The organism is Nocardia arseniciresistens, assembly GCF_046764875.1.
In the GTDB taxonomy this organism is placed as follows: Bacteria; Actinomycetota; Actinomycetes; order Mycobacteriales; family Mycobacteriaceae; genus Nocardia; species Nocardia arseniciresistens.
This window is the reverse complement of sequence record NZ_JBKORD010000004.1, coordinates 179,658-195,483: the sequence shown is the minus strand read 5'-3', so window position 1 is coordinate 195,483 and position 15,826 is coordinate 179,658. Positions and strand designations below refer to the sequence as shown.

17 protein-coding genes are annotated in these 15,826 nt (G+C 64.1%); 6 read left to right on the top strand and 11 right to left on the bottom strand.

Features of this window, described 5'->3' with window-relative positions:
* Positions 1–15 precede the first annotated feature (15 nt).
* The 7 genes from ACLMAJ_RS08655 to ACLMAJ_RS08625 all read right to left on the bottom strand — a co-directional run bounded on the left by ACLMAJ_RS08655 (position 16) and on the right by ACLMAJ_RS08625 (position 5,789).
* Complete coding sequence (locus tag ACLMAJ_RS08655; protein WP_412013007.1) at positions 16–1,215, bottom strand: NAD(P)/FAD-dependent oxidoreductase; 1,200 nt, start codon at positions 1,213–1,215, stop codon at positions 16–18.
* Positions 1,216–1,336: 121 nt separating this feature from the next.
* On the bottom strand, positions 1,337–1,720 hold the full coding sequence (locus tag ACLMAJ_RS08650) for a DoxX family protein (protein ID WP_412013006.1): 384 nt from the start codon (positions 1,718–1,720) through the stop codon (positions 1,337–1,339).
* A gap of 381 nt (positions 1,721–2,101) precedes the next feature.
* Positions 2,102–2,881 (bottom strand): ESX secretion-associated protein EspG, encoded by a 780-nt coding sequence (locus ACLMAJ_RS08645; RefSeq protein WP_412013005.1) that lies wholly within the window; start codon positions 2,879–2,881, stop codon positions 2,102–2,104.
* On the bottom strand, positions 2,874–4,217 hold the full coding sequence (locus tag ACLMAJ_RS08640) for a hypothetical protein (RefSeq protein ID WP_412013004.1): 1,344 nt from the start codon (positions 4,215–4,217) through the stop codon (positions 2,874–2,876). The genes ACLMAJ_RS08645 and ACLMAJ_RS08640 overlap by 8 nt, the downstream gene beginning before the upstream one ends.
* Positions 4,214–4,594 (bottom strand): hypothetical protein, encoded by a 381-nt coding sequence (locus ACLMAJ_RS08635; protein WP_412013003.1) that lies wholly within the window; start codon positions 4,592–4,594, stop codon positions 4,214–4,216. The genes ACLMAJ_RS08640 and ACLMAJ_RS08635 overlap by 4 nt, the downstream gene beginning before the upstream one ends.
* A 9-nt stretch (positions 4,595–4,603) precedes the next feature.
* Positions 4,604–5,179, bottom strand: a complete 576-nt coding sequence (locus ACLMAJ_RS08630; RefSeq protein WP_412013002.1) for a DUF3558 domain-containing protein — start codon at positions 5,177–5,179, stop codon at positions 4,604–4,606.
* Between the two features lie 181 nt (positions 5,180–5,360).
* The gene (locus ACLMAJ_RS08625; protein WP_412013001.1) at positions 5,361–5,789 is read right to left on the bottom strand and encodes a DUF4254 domain-containing protein; all 429 of its coding nucleotides are present in this window, start codon (positions 5,787–5,789) and stop codon (positions 5,361–5,363) included.
* Positions 5,790–6,466: 677 nt separating this feature from the next.
* Here ACLMAJ_RS08625 and ACLMAJ_RS08620 point away from each other — a divergent pair.
* The 4 genes from ACLMAJ_RS08620 to ACLMAJ_RS08605 all read left to right on the top strand — a co-directional run bounded on the left by ACLMAJ_RS08620 (position 6,467) and on the right by ACLMAJ_RS08605 (position 8,482).
* Complete coding sequence (locus ACLMAJ_RS08620) at positions 6,467–7,351, top strand: helix-turn-helix domain-containing protein (protein ID WP_412013000.1); 885 nt, start codon at positions 6,467–6,469, stop codon at positions 7,349–7,351.
* Positions 7,348–7,551, top strand: coding sequence for a DUF397 domain-containing protein (locus ACLMAJ_RS08615; RefSeq protein WP_412012999.1), 204 nt, complete (start codon positions 7,348–7,350; stop codon positions 7,549–7,551). The genes ACLMAJ_RS08620 and ACLMAJ_RS08615 overlap by 4 nt, the downstream gene beginning before the upstream one ends.
* Positions 7,552–7,656: 105 nt before the next feature.
* Positions 7,657–7,806 (top strand): DUF397 domain-containing protein, encoded by a 150-nt coding sequence (locus ACLMAJ_RS08610; protein ID WP_412013264.1) that lies wholly within the window; start codon positions 7,657–7,659, stop codon positions 7,804–7,806.
* 385 nt (positions 7,807–8,191) lie between these two features.
* Positions 8,192–8,482, top strand: coding sequence for a contact-dependent growth inhibition system immunity protein (locus tag ACLMAJ_RS08605; protein WP_412012998.1), 291 nt, complete (start codon positions 8,192–8,194; stop codon positions 8,480–8,482).
* A 676-nt stretch (positions 8,483–9,158) separates the two neighbouring features.
* Here ACLMAJ_RS08605 and ACLMAJ_RS08600 read toward each other — a convergent pair.
* The 4 genes from ACLMAJ_RS08600 to ACLMAJ_RS08585 all read right to left on the bottom strand — a co-directional run bounded on the left by ACLMAJ_RS08600 (position 9,159) and on the right by ACLMAJ_RS08585 (position 11,757).
* The gene (locus ACLMAJ_RS08600; protein WP_412012997.1) at positions 9,159–9,689 is read right to left on the bottom strand and encodes a dihydrofolate reductase family protein; all 531 of its coding nucleotides are present in this window, start codon (positions 9,687–9,689) and stop codon (positions 9,159–9,161) included.
* Between the two features lie 240 nt (positions 9,690–9,929).
* Positions 9,930–10,370 carry an ester cyclase gene (locus ACLMAJ_RS08595; RefSeq protein WP_412012996.1) on the bottom strand — a complete coding sequence of 147 codons (441 nt, stop codon included), beginning with the start codon at positions 10,368–10,370 and terminating at the stop codon, positions 9,930–9,932.
* Positions 10,371–10,440: 70 nt separating this feature from the next.
* On the bottom strand, positions 10,441–10,755 hold the full coding sequence (locus ACLMAJ_RS08590; RefSeq protein WP_412012995.1) for a hypothetical protein: 315 nt from the start codon (positions 10,753–10,755) through the stop codon (positions 10,441–10,443).
* Positions 10,756–11,124: 369 nt separating this feature from the next.
* Complete coding sequence (locus tag ACLMAJ_RS08585; protein ID WP_412012994.1) at positions 11,125–11,757, bottom strand: hypothetical protein; 633 nt, start codon at positions 11,755–11,757, stop codon at positions 11,125–11,127.
* A 357-nt stretch (positions 11,758–12,114) separates the two neighbouring features.
* Here ACLMAJ_RS08585 and ACLMAJ_RS08580 point away from each other — a divergent pair, with 357 nt between their 5' ends.
* Together ACLMAJ_RS08580 and ACLMAJ_RS08575 are read left to right on the top strand one after the other, a co-directional pair.
* A complete protein-coding gene (locus ACLMAJ_RS08580; protein WP_412012993.1) occupies positions 12,115–13,641 on the top strand; it encodes an HNH endonuclease signature motif containing protein in 1,527 nt (508 codons plus the stop codon).
* A 360-nt stretch (positions 13,642–14,001) separates the two neighbouring features.
* Positions 14,002–15,609, top strand: a complete 1,608-nt coding sequence (locus tag ACLMAJ_RS08575; protein WP_412012992.1) for an FAD-binding oxidoreductase — start codon at positions 14,002–14,004, stop codon at positions 15,607–15,609.
* Positions 15,610–15,826: the final 217 nt, after the last annotated feature.

Here is a 15,826-nt window from a genome sequence, read left to right as displayed (position 1 = left end):
GCCACGGATGCGTGCTCAGACTGCCTGTTCAGCAGTGGCCAGTGCGTCGCCGCGCTTGGCCGCCAGCAGCTGCTGACGCTTGGCATCCTTGGACCACCACGTGCGCACACCGGGCTTGCGCGCCTCGTACCCCAGCTGCCAGACGGTGCTCTTGCACACGAACTCCTTGAGCTTCGCGCCCGGACGGCCGCCGAGGTAGAACTTGTTCGCGGTGTCGTTCTTGGCGGAGAACTGGAAGACTCCGCCGCGACGACCGAGGCTGATGCACTGCCCGGCGAACCCCACGCTGACGGGCGCGGGCTGCGCACCCGCGATCCGGCTGAGCACTGTCTCGGCGGCCTGCGGGCCGAGCTGAACCGCGGCCTGGCAGCCCATCCGGAACGGCAGGTCCGACGGTGCCACCGAATCACCTGCCGCGACAACGCGCACGTCGTCCACGCTGGTCAACGTCTCGTCGGTGAGCAGGCGGCCCAAGGCGTCGGTGCGCAGCCCGCTGCGGACGGCCAGGTCGGGCACGCCGAATCCGGCGGTCCATATCGTCACCGTGCTGCGCAACTGGTGGCCGCCACTGAGCTGGACCGTATCTGGTGTCACCGCCGTCACCTTCGCCTCGGGGCCATCGAGCACGGTCACCCCGAGTTCGGCCAACCGCTTGGCAACCGCGCGTCGACCCCGAGGGTGCAGGTACGGGCCGAGGACCTCGCCACAAACCAGGGTCACGGTGCGGCCCTGCTCCGCCAGTTCGGCGGCGGTTTCGATACCGGCAGGTCCGGCTCCGACAACAGTCACCACGGCCGTGGCGGGAGCGGCGTCGAGGACCGGCCGCAGCCGCTTCGCCTCTTCCAGGCTGGCGATCGGGTAGGCGAACTCGGCCGCTCCTGGCACCTGCGGGTCGGCGGTGCCACTGCCCACCGCGTACACCAGATAGTCGTAGCCGACCGTGCCGCCTGTCGCCAATGTCAGGCTGCGCTCGGACGCGTTGATCTGTGTCACGGTGTCGACCACCAGCCGGATCCGCTCGGCCAGGACGTCGCGGTAGTCGACGACCGCGTCATCGGACCCGCCGACCAATTGGTGCAGGCGGATCCGCTCGACGAAGGTCGAGCGCGGGTTGATCAGGGTCACTGTCACGTCCTCGCGCTGTGTGAGGCGATTGGCCGCCATGACACCGGCGTATCCGCCGCCGATGACGACAACTTCGGTGTTCACAGTCATGGTGTTCTCCTTCGTTTCAAGGTGGTCGGTCTTAAGACACCGCGTCATCGATCGTTGTGACAGCGGGTGAGCCAGGTCACTCGACAGGTGCGGGCACCGTCGGGACCTTCGTGGTCATCGGTCAGGAGGAGAAGGACTCGGGGCCGAATCGCCCCACGGCCACGAAGACGGCCATGGCGAGATAGGCCAGGTTCAGCACCACCAACTTGAATTCGCCATGGCGGAAATGGGTGGTCATCGCACCGACCATGAGCAAGATCCAGCAAACGGCCGTCACCGGCACCATCACCGGGGCGATGTCGAGCACGGCAGGCAGGATCAGGCCAACTGCGGCAAGGAGTTCGAGAACTCCGAGCGTCTTGACGAAACCGACGCTGACGTCTGCGGTCCATTCCCCGCCGTTGGCCTCGGCCAGCTTTTTCTTGGGCACGAACGTTTTGGTGATGCCGCCGGCCAGAGCGACTACGGCTAGCAGTCCGGTGACGATCCACAGTGCGAGGTTCACGAGGTTCTCCTTTATTTCTGGATGTTGGCCTCAAGACACCGGGGTATCGATTGTTGTGACAGCACGTGAGCCAGGTCACTCCATGGGAGGTGGCTTGGTATGGGGAGTTCGCGCGATCGGAGCTGGGGCTACGGGGGTACGCAGCACAGTCAGAGCCGATCCTCCGGCGATGCGCGGCGAGTACGCGCTTTCATGGCAGGCCACTGTTGCCGCCATGGTTCGCGACGATGCCGCGCGGGGCGTTGGGTCGTCGGCGCGAAGTCGGAGGTCTCGAAGTCCTCGAGGATGCGCTCGCGCGCCTGCCTGCTACTGCACCGAAAGTGGCGTCACAACACTGCAATTCGTGCGAGAAGCGTCCATCCGGTGATCATCCGACCTCACCTAACGGCGCTGGCGCAGGTATTCATCGTGTTCCAAGTCTTCGCGGTAATAACGCTGGGTGAGGGTGGTGAGGCGGTGGACCTCGGCGGCCATGGCTTGGGCGGCAAGGGGTTTGGCGATAATGGGGTCGCCGGTTTTCACGTAGTAGCGGCCGTCCTCGTAGTCCATCCACCAGAAGCCGCGGCCGAAACTTTGACGGGCGTCGACGGCCGGGCCGGAGAAGACGGTGATTTCGCCGATGGCGAGGCGGGGGCGTTTGAAATGGCGATCGAGTTGTTCGGTGATGCTGACTTCGTAGGGTGCGCGGACCGGTCGGTCACGGTCGGCGGCGAGCGTTTCGCGCCGCACCTCTAGTGGTTCTCGGGTTCCGGCACGCATTTTCGGTAGAGCGGCAACCGCCCGTTCGGGGACTTTCCTTGCGGGACAGTAGCTTACGATCACCTCGCCGCCGGTGTCGAAGGCCGAGCCCGACAACTGGACCAGGGTGGCACCCGCCCTGCCGCGTACCGCACCGTGAAATCGATAGATGGTCAAGGGATTTCGATTGTCGAAACCCTTCGACTCGATCCTGGTATCCGGTTCCAGCAGAATGTCCAGTGCTCGTTCCAGATCGACGGCGTACTTGCCGAGCAGCGCGTCGACCGCGGCCTCTCGCTGGCGTTTCAGCGCACTGAAATCCATTTCCGCCGGCCGGAATTGGAGCGGATAGGGCAGTCGGTCGCGACCGTAGGCGGCCCAGAGAATCTCGAACTCTTGGCCGGTGAAACGCCAATCAGCCATGGTCCCCACCGATGACCGGCGGCACCGATTTCGGCAGCGAATCCAGGCCGGTGACCTCTTCCCCATTCTGTTTGTTGATCAGGTAGTCCTTGGTGCCGGAGGTTTCGCGCTCGTCATCCTTGCCCTTGCCTGCCGCGCCCGGAGCCATACCGGAGGAACCCGCGCTGCCCCGCGCCTGGGTGCCCGCGCCCGAGGACGCGACGAGCGGGTTAGCGCCGGGTTGTTGGGGCACGCCGGGAACGCTACGCCCCGGCGCGGGAGTATTGGGAGTGCCTGGGCTGGTTGGCTTTCCGGGCGAGCTCGGCAATCCGGGTGCGCTCGGTGTTCCCGATGCGCTCGGTGTGCCGGTGGCGCGTGGCGGAATGCCCGGGGTGATCGGGCTCGGAGTACCGGTACCGCTCGGCATGTTCGCCGATGTGCCGGGTGTATTCGCGGGGGTACCGGGCGTATTCGCAGGCGATCCGAGTTGCTGAGTAGCGCCGGCCGGGTCGACCGACTGGGGTGTCGTAGCGGCCGGATCGGTTGCACTCGGCTTTTCGGAGCCACTGCCCGACTCGTCGGAACCCGGTTCTTCAGTGCCAGAGGGGCTTTCGCCCGCTCCTCCTTCACCGGAACCCGTCGACTCCTGCACACCGGGAGAGTTGCCGCCGGACGGTGCGACGGGCGGTTGCGGCGGATCGACGATGGGCGGTGCGGCGGGCAACACGGGCACACCATGGTCGGTCTGGTTCACTACTTGACCGAAGACGGTGCGCAGCACCCTACGTGCTTCTTGAGTGGCCTCCTCCTCGGTGAAATCGCCGCTCTTCATCACGCCTTCTTGCGGCAGCGTCTTGCCCTGGAGGTCCGGACGTTGCGTTGCCTGCGGCATCAAGGCTTGAGTTTGCTCCAGCCCGGTTTGCAGTTCGAGCAGTTTGTAGCTCACCAATGCCGTTGCGCTGGGCAGGTTTTCAGACTTCTCGGCGTAATTGTTCACCGCGGAGATCGCCGCCGCACCGGACTGCCCCGTCCATCCACCATGCCCGCCATCCCCATCGACGGTGCGCGCGAATTGCTGGTTGAACAGTGTGGTCGCGGCAGCGAGCTGCGCCCCGATGCTCAGCCACGCTTCCCCCGCTTGCCGTGCGGCACTGGGCCGCATCGCGTCGACGGCTTCGACCATCTGCGCCAGCGTCATGCTGTCGTAGTTATCCGGCCCAGGGATTTTCGGCGGATCGAAGTCACCGACGAACCCACCGGACAACCTGTTCGTGCTGGTGTAGATCGCCTCCCGATCACGGTTCCACTGCTCCTGCGCGGCGATGATCCGGTTGCGGTAGTCGTCGTAGGAGGTCACTGCGGGATGTCCGTTCCGGTGAACTGATCGGCACGGGTTTGGTCGAGCTCGGTGAAGTTCGAGATTGCTTTGGCTACTGCTTGTTTCGCCAGTTTGACAGCCTCTATGTGCTGTTGAAGGACAGTGTCTATCGACTGGTCGCTACCGGTGGCTTTCAAGCTGAACTTTTCTTCCAGCGCCTTGCTCGATGGGAACGGCCCGAATCCGGAGATGAGGGTCGCGCGGCGTGCCAACTGGAATATTGCGTCAAGCCGGTCGAGATAGTCGTCACATACCTTATCGAGCCCGTTACCGACATCTGGGTGCAGTGAAATCTCGCCAGCGTTAGCCAGGTCGAGGACCTTGCCCCACTCTGCTGGATTGATGCCGAACTCCATAGGTCCCCCCTAGCTACCGAGTAGGTATCTGGCTAGATCTTCAGCATGCCGACGCACCTCGACGCAGGGATCACCCTGTTTGCCGACCGATGGGCGGGTTGTGACCTCGAATGACACTGTTCCTTGCGGCATCTCGATGGCAATGCCGCAGCTCAGCCGTTTGGTATCACCGACACGGAGGAATTCGACCGCCTGATGTGAGCCGACAGTCCTCGGCGTGAAACCCTCTAAGTCACGCCGTTTCTCGAAATCGTTGAGTGTTGGAGTCCCCGAGTAGGTCGTGAACTCGTACCACCGCGCCGAGGCCCGCCAGCTGCACACCTTCCAACCATCGAAGTCCACCCCCGCGACATCCTTCGTCTTACTCGCAGGATCAAGCCCAGTAGCCGATACCGCCGAATCCGGCAGGCCACACGGATTCCACAATCCGGCGTCAGGGTCGGCAGATTTCGTCGCAGCAGCCGTCGCACTCACCGCGCCCGTCGTAGCCTGGCCCGGACTGGTGGAATCTTCACACCCAGCCAAAACCAGCACAGCGCCGACCGCGAGGACCAGACCGCGCAGCACATTCCCCCTGCTTGTCATCAGTTCCTCACCGTCGGTGGCATGCCATGTCGGGTGGGGCCGGACCGGCTGCTCCGCCCCCTGTCAGCTCCCATTGAAGGTACTGGCCGCGAGAAGGGTGGTGCAAGCGCAACTCGGCTGCCGCCCATCGACAGAGAGGGGTGCGGCCGCACCCACCGCGCGAGGGCCTCGGATCGGGGTATTACGGACCTCCGGGAAGACGACGACGCCCCACCAACACCTCATCCTTCAGATCTTCGTAACCAATGGCCAGCTCAGCGAGCCTCTCCCACGCGTCACCGAGCTCCGAGTTCGACCCACCCGCCAACGCCGCGAAGGCACACGCGGTGAACTGCCCGAGCCGGTCGACCACCGCGCCAACGGTTTCGGTATGCACACGCGCAGCGCCGAGCGACGGCGGAAGTTGCCCGGCGACCCACTGGTCGACTGCGCGAACCAGTCCCGCGCGTTCCTGATCTATCTCGTCGGTCCGCTCCCGGCTGGCACCCAATCGTAGTTCGTGCAGTTCCGCCAACTCCCTGGCCGAACGCAAGAGCGGGTGATCGTGCACGTCGCCACGACATGCAGCCAGAATCAGATTCTTTCCTGGCAGGGGTACACCGAGCGTCACCGTGCACCCGCCCGCACCGTTGCGCGGATCGATGCCACGACCATCAGCCCCGAAGGGCGAAAAGCGCAGCGCGGCGGCTCAACCCAGCATCGGAATCGCGTGCACCGATCGGTCGGCGAAGGCAGTGCGATAACGCCACCAACTCGCACTATCGAGACATTGAGCCGAAACATCTCAGCGAACAAGCTGTCGTCATTCGGCAGATCGGGACGCACCAGGTAGCTCCATCTGCCAGACCGGGGGTGCGACATGATCGGGCCGATATGTTGTTGGCGGCGTACAAGTTCCAGCCGCAGCGCATGCCCGAGATGCGTGGGCATCATTACCGCCCACACCAGCCCCGCTCTGACTACGATCCGACCGAGCTGTGGCGGGTCGATGATCGCGGGTAGTTCGCACACCTGCCGGTAGTACCGGCAACGGGACACGGGTGTGTCCCCAAAAGCTATGTGGTCCATGCGGAGACCTCGAGTCGCGTCGGTGATCAATTGGTGCGCTTGGCTCTGTCCGGCTGCCTGTCCTGGCGAACGCACTGATCAAGCGAAACACCTCCGACCTGCGCGAAGTGTCATAAAATGGGTAACCCAATTGAACCAACCCGAAATCCCAGAGCGTTCCCCGATCAGGGTGGCTCCCTTCACCCAGTACGGGCGTGCGCCACAACAAGAGAGGACACTTTGACCGACACCGGTTCGACCCTGCCAAGGCGGCAGCTCGGCAGCTACCTGCATGAAGCGCGCACCGCGCTGAACCTGTCGCAAGAGAAGCTGGCAGACCTGGCAGACCTGAGTTCCTCGGTATTGCAACGACTGGAGAAGGGAGAGGCGACTCGGCTGAAAGTCCGTGATCTACAGGCGGTTTGCGATGTACTCGAAATGTCGGACGACATGACTACCGCAATGATCGGCCTACTGCGTCAAGGAGCCGAAAAGAGTTGGTGGCACGAGTACGGCAACCTGATACCCGCCACCTTCGACGTGTACGTCGGGCTCGAAACCGCAGCGCGGAAGCTGAACACCTACCAGCCGTCGCTGATACCGGGCTTGCTTCAAACTGCCGACTACGCCCGGGCTCTCATGCAAACGGGCTACCCGGCGGAGGACAGCGCCGAGCATGAGCGACGAATCGAGCTCAGGACCAAACGCCAGACCATCGTCACCAGGAAGCGTCAGCCGATCGCCCTCGACGTGGTGCTCCACGAATCGACTCTACGCAGCACCGTGGGCAGCGCCGATGTCATGGCAGCACAACTTCGACACCTGGCGGAAATCGGAAAACAGTCCAATGTGACGGTTCGGGTGTTGCCATTTTCGGCTGGAGCACCGACCGGAGATGCTGTTGGACAGTTCGCTGTCCTCGAGTTCGACAAGGACGGGAAGGGGCAACCGGTCTGGCCGCCGGTCGTCTACTTGGAAACCTTTGTCGGCTGCATTTACCTTGAAAAAATACTAGACGTGCAACTGTACGATCGGGTGTACGAGAGTCTCCAGCAATGTTCGCTGGATGTGACAGCAAGCAGGAGCCTGCTTCGACAGGTGGCAAAGGAGTTACTAGAGACATGACTGCTGATCTGTCCCGCGCTCAATGGTTCAAGAGCAGCCGCAGCGCCTCTAAAGCCGATTGCGTCGAAGTCGCCTTCATCGAAGGCGCGGTTGGCGTGCGCGACTCGAAGAACCCAACCGGCCCCGCGCTGCTCTTCACACCTGCCGAGTGGGATGCGTTCACCGCGAGCGTCCACGGCGGCGAGTTCAACCAGTCCTAGCGGCGGACGTCGATCGCTATCGTTCGACATCCACGATCATCCAGCAGACGGCGCTGATCACGGCGACCAGCAGGATCTTGCTTCGAACAGAAGGTTCGAGCGTGAATATCGATCCAGCCGAGGCGAAGTGGTTCAAAGAGCGGCCGCAGTGCCTCTCGAGCTGATTGCGTCGAGGTCGTATTTCCAGAAGACGTTGTCGGCGTGCGTAACTCGAAGAATCCAACCGGTCCGACGTTCGCCTTGACCCCTTTGTGAATAGGACGCCTCACCGCAGGCGTCCAGGACGGTGAGTTCAACCGCCTCGAGCCTGACCAACGCGAAAAGTGTCCGGTAGCCCAGGGTATTTTCAGCCCTGGGCTCCTACAGATGGCGCCGGATCACGCGCCGGTATCCACGGCTTTTCGCCCACTGGGCATGGATGCACGGCTCCTGGTGGAGACGACCAACCCGATGACCGGCCGACTGCCGAAACCGAGGTGGGGCACTTCTTGTCGGCCGCGCGGCTGCTCCTGGAACGCCGCCGACATCCACCCGGCTCCAGAACCCGAGTGGTCTCGTCATCGGGAAGCGGACAGCCGGGGGCGCGGCGTCTAATTCCTCTGGGATCATCCTTGATCGAGGCCTTATATCAGGAGCGGTTATGGGCAATCCAGAGATCCAATACCTGGCGCAGTGCTACTTCCACCAAGACTACGACCTCGAAGCGGACTCACCGGTGGGCATCATCCGGAAATTTCGGACCGCCGAAGCTACCCCGATGGTCGCGGCTGTTCGTGAAGCCATCCGGGTTCTACTCGATTCCGGAGCGAGCGAACAGCAGATGGCTGAGGTGTGGCTGACGGAAGCTGGGGCCCAATACGATCCGCGCGGCGACGGGCTGACGGTCTCGGGATGGCTGAGAAACGTAGTCGATGAACTTTCCGGCGATTGACGGTCACGCCATCAGGACCGTATGTCAGATTGCCGCGCTCGTCTCCAGGACGAGCCACCCGCCAGATGCGATAGGCCTCAACGATATCGGCACCGGCGGTCACCTACGAACCGGTCCGCCCCGCGACGGTATTCACTGCCTCACGATTCAGCCGCTCGGCGGGCTTCGTCGCACCATCCGCCGACACGCGAAAAGCATTGTCGGGATACGCCTTTCCACGTTCCGTGTATAACCCGCAGACCGGACTCGTCGCCTACATGCCGGACACCGCCTGGCCGATCAGCGGCACCCGCCAGGCTGATCCCGGACGTTCCTACTGCGACCCGGTTTCGATGCCACCTACCGAGTTACGACACGTCAACAGCAATCCCCGAAAATGAGGACTGCGCACCGTCTTTCCGATCCCCACCTGACGCATACCCAGCGCCTTTTCCACATCACTCACCACGACCGTCTTCAGCCAACGCAGCATGTGGTGGTTCGAAGCCTCCCACCGCAGGTCGACTCCGAAGGGCCAAAACCTTCATCTCCTGCACAGCACCATGTCAAGAAGCTCTACCCACAACGAACCCCCGCGCCACGCTCGTGGCACACGCAGGGTCTCAGATCGCGCTTCATAAGGTCATAGTCGATTCATGTCGACTTCATGTATGAAGCGCGGCGTGAGACCGCGCCGTCAGTGCTGCGGCCGCACTCGATAGACGATCTCCACCGCACCACCGTCCAAGGGGCGCGAACTTTCGAATTCCAGGCCGGTCTGTGGATTCAGCGATTCGGTCAGCCGCATGCCGCCGCCGACGAAGAACGGCAGGACCACGAGCTCGAGTTTGTCGAGAACACCGAGGGCGCGATAGGTCTCGATCGTGCCGGGCCCGCCGATGAGATGGACATCGCCACCACGATTGGCCGCGCGGATCTTCTCCAGTAGCCGCACTGGGTCGTCGTCGACCGTGACATCGCCGGGGGTCCCCTCGGGCCGTGGCGAGCTCAGCACGAAGACCTTCAGGTCCGGCCAGGGCCAGCGATCGGCGGTAAGCGCGGGTTCGAAGGTGGTGCGGCCCATCAGAGCGGCCTCACAGGTCCGCAGGAATTCAGCGATGCCGTGACTTCCCGGACCATGCACCGGATCGATGACCTGAGGCGGCCAGCCGTCCGGAGTCGTCACATAGCCGTCGGCGGTCATGCACAGGCGAGCCCGGATCTGCATGAGTTCATTCCTATCTGTTGCGTCTCAGAAGAGACGACGCCTGCCGTCGAAATTCATCGTCCTGGACTGTCTTCCCGGACTGGCTGGGAAGGGACCACGCCGCTGGGCAGACGAAATCCGTGGCGATACCCTACAGAAGAAGCCGCCTCGGCCGATCGGGCCCGGGGCGGCCTTCTTTGTCCAGAGGTTTTGTTGTGCACAGAGTTCGAGTGCATCGACGTGAGACACGCGCTTGATGCTTCAGACAGTTGTTGTTGCGTCCTGGCTCGGTGCGGGGGTGACGCCGAGCTGCTGCATGAGGCCCAGAGTGTTTATCTCGTGCCAACTCTCGACGATCTTGTCACCGTCGAAGCGCCAGATGCTGATGCCCGTCAGCGTCACTTCCCTGCCGGTCGGCATGATGCCTTGGAACGCTCCGCGGTGGGTTCCGTGATACGACCAGCGTTGTGCGACCTTGTCGCCTTCGGCGAGTAGATCCTCGCTCGTGGTCCGCCCGTCCGGGAACGCGCGTTGGAACTCGGCGATCATCTCGCGATGGCCCTCGCGGTCGAGTGGCGGGCTCCCGGCGGCACGGAAGACGTGGTCGGCGGTGAAGAACTTCTCGACTTGCGAAGGATCACGGCCGTTCCAGACCTCTTCTTCGAAGCGGTGCACGAGGGCCTTGTTGTCTTCGGTGGACATCCGATGGCTCCTATCCGCCCCCGTGTTCCGTTGGTGGCAGTCGGCGTTCTGAGCTCGATGCTTGCTTGCACTACTTCCACTCGAACAGCCGGCCTTCCGACTTTCCATCGATGACCATGTACTCGAACACGGTCGCGATCCCGTTGAGGCGGCTCAATTCCTCTGAGTCGGTCTCGTAGAAGAGTGCCCCGCGCCAACTGATTTGGCCTGGGCCGGTGAATCTACCGACGCCTTTGCCCTCGAACGTCGCCGTTTGTCCGCTCGCCGTGACGACAAACCCGGTTCCGACACCGGATATCGTGCCATTGGGGCGCATGGTGCCGAGGTAGGTCACTGTTGCCTCGGCCTGGACTCCGCAGAGTGTGCCGACTTGATGATCGGTCATTTCGGTCCGTGGACCACGACCGAGATCATCGAGAACGCGTGTGCCTATTTGCTGGCCGTTCAGTTCCCCTATCTGCTCGCCGAGCATGGTGATCTCCTTAGGTGTGCTGCTCCTGCCCGATTCGCGCCGGACACGAGCCCAACGCGACGTCGATCGGCGCCGCAGGTCTAATCGTAAGACCGAGGAATGGGGCTGCCAATCGAACAGAGGTGCTCAGCCGACGGCATCACCGCAGGTAAAACCATGTTTGACGCCGTCACCAGTGCATCCAGGAACGCGGAGAAACCGCCTCGGCCCACTCGGGTTCACGCGGGCAATCGGGGCGGCTTTCCTGTGCGGAGGGTGGGGGTGGAATATCCACTGGATCGCCTACTGCGGGTTCCAGGGGTTCTGGGGCTGGTAGGGGTTTGCGGGTGGCGGGGGCTGCCACTGGGTGGGGAACTGAGTCGGTTCCGCCTGAGATCGAGTTCCGTTTGCCGCGAGCACCGCTGTGATCGTGCCGGCAAGCGCGGCGATGGATGCGGGGATGACCAGCCAACCTTGGTCCTCGAAGAGGAACGACAATTCCAATCGGGTCGCGAGGTCGGAGAAGGTGGTCATCAGCAGCATGCCCGCGCTGGCGGCGGCGAGGGCGCGGAAGGCGGGGGTTCGGGCGCCCGCTCCGGTGAGCACGACAATCGCCGAGGTGATCGCGAGAACGATCATGAGTCCGAACGGGACGTCGCTCCAGTGGAATCCATATGAGTAGGACAGCAACCGCCACCCGCCGGTGATGATGGCGGCGATCAGTATCAGTATCCCGGCCACCCGATCCATACCCGAACCCGCAGAGTGCGGCTGTCCGTAAACGGGCCCCGGGGAGTACGGGTTGGGTGGCGGGTAACCAGGAGCCGGAGCGTAGGGGTTGGGGAAGCCCATCGCTGGGTTGCCTTGGGGCTGCTGCGCATACGGGGCAGGCTGGGGGTGCCCGCTGTACGGGTCGGGCGGGGTCGGGATGGACACAGCTGGGACTCCTTGCCTACCGACGCCGGTCGGGCAGGATCGAATCACCCCACCGCTGCCACCATAACGGACCCTATCGCCCGAGGCCGCCCGATCGCCGAGCCCGGAGCACGCCCGGCTCAGGGCAGGTCGGATACGAGACAGGGCTTCACTGACACCGATGGGTTTCGGCTGCCCACTTCCGCGCGGCGATCATCAGTCGCCGGAAACGGCATGGTTGGCAGGCTACGACACATAGGACAACCACCGCGGCGGACTGGTCGGCGACTGACACAACCCGAATGTGGCCGATTGGGCCAACCGTCATCGAATGTGAAAAGGGCTGTCCAGGATGTGTTTTCGGAGTAGAATTCGAACATGCTTTCGAATTCCTCCGCCATCGCCGATCCGTCGGTTGAGGCCGCGCTATGCGCGCTGGAAGCAGGTTTGGTTCAGGTATCGAAGGTGCGTACCGATGCGTTGTCGAGCCGGGATCGGTTGACTGCGCTCACGCGCTTGGAGGCCGTGGCGCGCACGCTGCCCGGGTTGGGGCTGGGGTTGGTGGCGCAGCTGCGCGAGCAGTGGAGTGTCGAGGATTTCGGGCGTGCGGGGGTGAGCGATGTCTTGGCCGACACATTGCGCATCAGCCCGGCCGAGGCACGCGCTCGCTATCGCGCCGCCGACGATCTGGCGCCTCGCACGTCGACGAGCGGGACCGCGATCGAGCCCGTGATGGCCGCGACCGCCGCCGCGCAACGCGATGGCGCGATCGGGCCCGCGCATGTGCAGATCCTGCGGGAGTTCTTTCACCACATCCCCGCCTGTGTGGATTTCGCGACCCGCACCCGCGCCGAGGTCGAACTCGCGCAGCACGCACGGATGATGCGCCCGGACAAGCTGCGTCAGGTCGCGGACCGAGTGGATGCGATCCTCAATCCCGACGGCAACTTCACCGACGCCGACCGCCAGCGTCGCCGTGGTTTCACCATGGGCCGTCAAGGGCCGGATCTGATGAGTAAATGCACGGTGATCGCCGATCCGGAATTGCGCGCCTACTTGGAAGCGATCTGCGCGAAGTACGCCAAACCCGGAGCCTGCAACCCCGAGGACGCCAACCCACAGGTGGACGACGAACCCGATCCCGACGCGGTGCGACGCGATAGCCGCAGCGCTGGTCAACGCCAGCACGACGCGGTCAAAGCCGTACTGCGCGCCACCCTCGCATCTGGGGATCTCGGGCAGCATCGCGGGTTGCCGGTGACGGTGGTCGTGTCGATGGGATTGGCGGAGCTGGAAGCGGCTGCCGCACAGGCCACCCGGGCTGCCGACCCCTACGGCGAGCGTGTCACCTTCGGGCGTCCCGTGGTCACCGGCGGCGGAAGCCTGCTGCCCATCCGTGACGCTCTGCGGATGGCGGCCCACGCCCACCACTACCTGGCACTGTTCGACAACGCAGACGGCCGCCCGATCTATCTCGGTCGCGCCAAGCGGATCGCGACCGCCGATCAGCGAATCATCTTGCACGCCAAGGATATCGGCTGCACCTATCCGGGCTGCGCGAAACCCGGCTATCTCTGCCAAACGCATCATCGCAATGAATGGGCCGACGGCGGCACCACCGACGCCGACCAGCTGACCTTCGTCTGCGAACCCCACCACCGCATGGCAGGCACCCGAGGCTCCGATTGGACCACGGCCGCCGCACCACCGGGACACCCGAAAGCCGGTCGAACCCAGTGGATCCCACCGGCCCATGTCGACCCTCACCGGACACGCCGGATGAACAGCTTCCACCACCCGGGCGAATACCTCACGCCCGACAGCGAATTCGGCGGCGGCCTGCAAGAGTTCGTCCAATATCGGTGTTCGACGACGGCATTCGACGGTAAGCCTGCAACCGGTTGAACCTGCGCGATAGCGCACATCACAGAAACTGCCGATCACCACAGCAGCGGTGGTCAATCGCCCTCGCGCTGTTCGTCTACGGCATCGGAGTCGGATTCGCGACGGCGCAAGTCACCGACGCGGGTGCTCGCCGACGTCCCAGCGGATCGACATCCGCTGCTGATGCGGCCGGACGACCACCCCACCCGAGTATTCGTCGGAGACGATTCGCAGGCTGCTGGTGCTGCGCTCACAGTGTGTAGACGAGGGTCAGGACCTTCTGCTGCGCCTCTGTCGCCTGGAAAAAGGGCCACCGAATCCACCGCCGCTGGGAATCGACCGCGTGGTAGCTTTCGGTCGCCGAGAGGAGTGCGGGTATCCGTGAAACAGCGATCGTGGTGGGGCTGGGGCTATACCGAGGATGCGGTCACCGGCGTAGAGCGGGAGGCGCTGACGAAACGAGTCGCGGCGATCTTGCCCGGCACCGACCTGACCGTGCACGAACCACCGTCGGTCGAATCGCTCGGGCTGCCCGAACCTCGAGTCGCGATGCCCGATTCGCTCGCCGGGCTCGTCTCGACGGACCCGACCGACCGCGCGGCGCATGCGCACGGGCAGGCGTTTCGTGATGTGGTGCGCAATCTGTTGGGCCAGGTGTTGAATCCGCCCGATCTGGTGGTTCGGCCACGCAATGAGGCCGATATCGTCGATGTGCTCGACTGGGCCTCGCGGGCGAACGTTGCGGTAATCCCCTTCGGCGGTGGCACTTCCGTGGTGGGCGGTGTAGAGCCGAGGGCGGCCGCGAGCCGAAGCGGCGACTTCGCCGGTGCGATCAGCCTCGACCTCGGTGCGCTGGACCAGGTCCTGGAGATCGACCGCACCAGCCGTGCCGCGCGAATCCAGGCCGGGGTGTTCGGGCCCGCGCTGGAGGATCAACTGCGTGGTGCGGACCTGAGTCTTCGACACTTTCCGCAGTCCTTCGAGTTCTCGACGCTCGGCGGCTGGCTGGCCACCAGGGCCGGTGGGCATTTCGCGACTCTGTACACCCATATCGATGACATGGTCGAGTCGATGCGGGTGGTGACGCCGTCGGGTATCAGCGAGTCGCGGCGGCTACCCGGCTCCGGTGCAGGCCCTTCCCCGGATCGGATGTTCCTCGGGTCGGAGGGCACTCTCGGCATCATCACCGAAGCCTGGATGCGGCTACAGGACCGGCCGCGTTGGCGCGCAACGGCTTCCGTGCATTTCGACGACTATGCCGCCGCTGTTGTCGCGACCCGCGCCATCGCCCAGTCCGGGCTCTATCCCACCAACTGCCGATTACTCGACCCCGCCGAGGCGTTCCTCAACGCGGGCGCGGCGACCAGCGGCGGGGTGCTGGTACTCGGCTTCGAGTCCGCCGATCACCCCACCCGGCCCTGGATGGAACGCGCGCTGGAACTGGTCGCCGACCACGGCGGCACCCTGCCCGAACCACCGAGCTACACCGAGTCGGCACAGCATCGGCCGGGTACGGGGGCGGCGGACACCTGGCGCTCGTCGTTCCTGCGGATGCCCTACCAGCGCGACGCGCTTGCCGCCCAGTCGATGATCACCGAGACCTTCGAGACCGCCTGCACCTGGGACAAATTCGACAATCTGAAGACGACCGTGACCGAGGCCGCCAACGAAGCCATCCGATCTGTCGGCGCGACCGGCGTGGTGACCTGCCGCTTCACCCATGTGTACCCGGACGGTCCCGCACCGTATTTCGGCATCTACGCCGCGGGCCGCTGGGGCAGCACCCTCGCCCAGTGGGACGACATCAAAGCCGCAGTCTCCGAAGCACTCTCGGCTGCGGGCGGCACCATTACCCATCACCACGCGGTCGGCCGAGACCACCGGCCCTGGTACGACAGTCAACGTCCCGACCCGTTCGCGCACGCCCTTCGAGCCGCCAAGTCCGCACTGGATCCGGCAGGCATCCTCAACCCGGGTGTGCTGATCTGAGCCACCTTTCGCCGTCCGGACGGAGGCCGAACGCAGGATGGGCGGCTATGAGCGTGTACCCGCCTGAATTGGCAGCGAGCCTCCCGATGTCCCCAGGCTGCGCGCGAGCGGTAACGCGCGCACATCATTTCTCGATCATTTCCCAGGCGAACGAGATGCACCATGGTATGTGGAAATTGTTGTCTAGCAGCATGGCTGGAATTGGCCTGCTCAATCT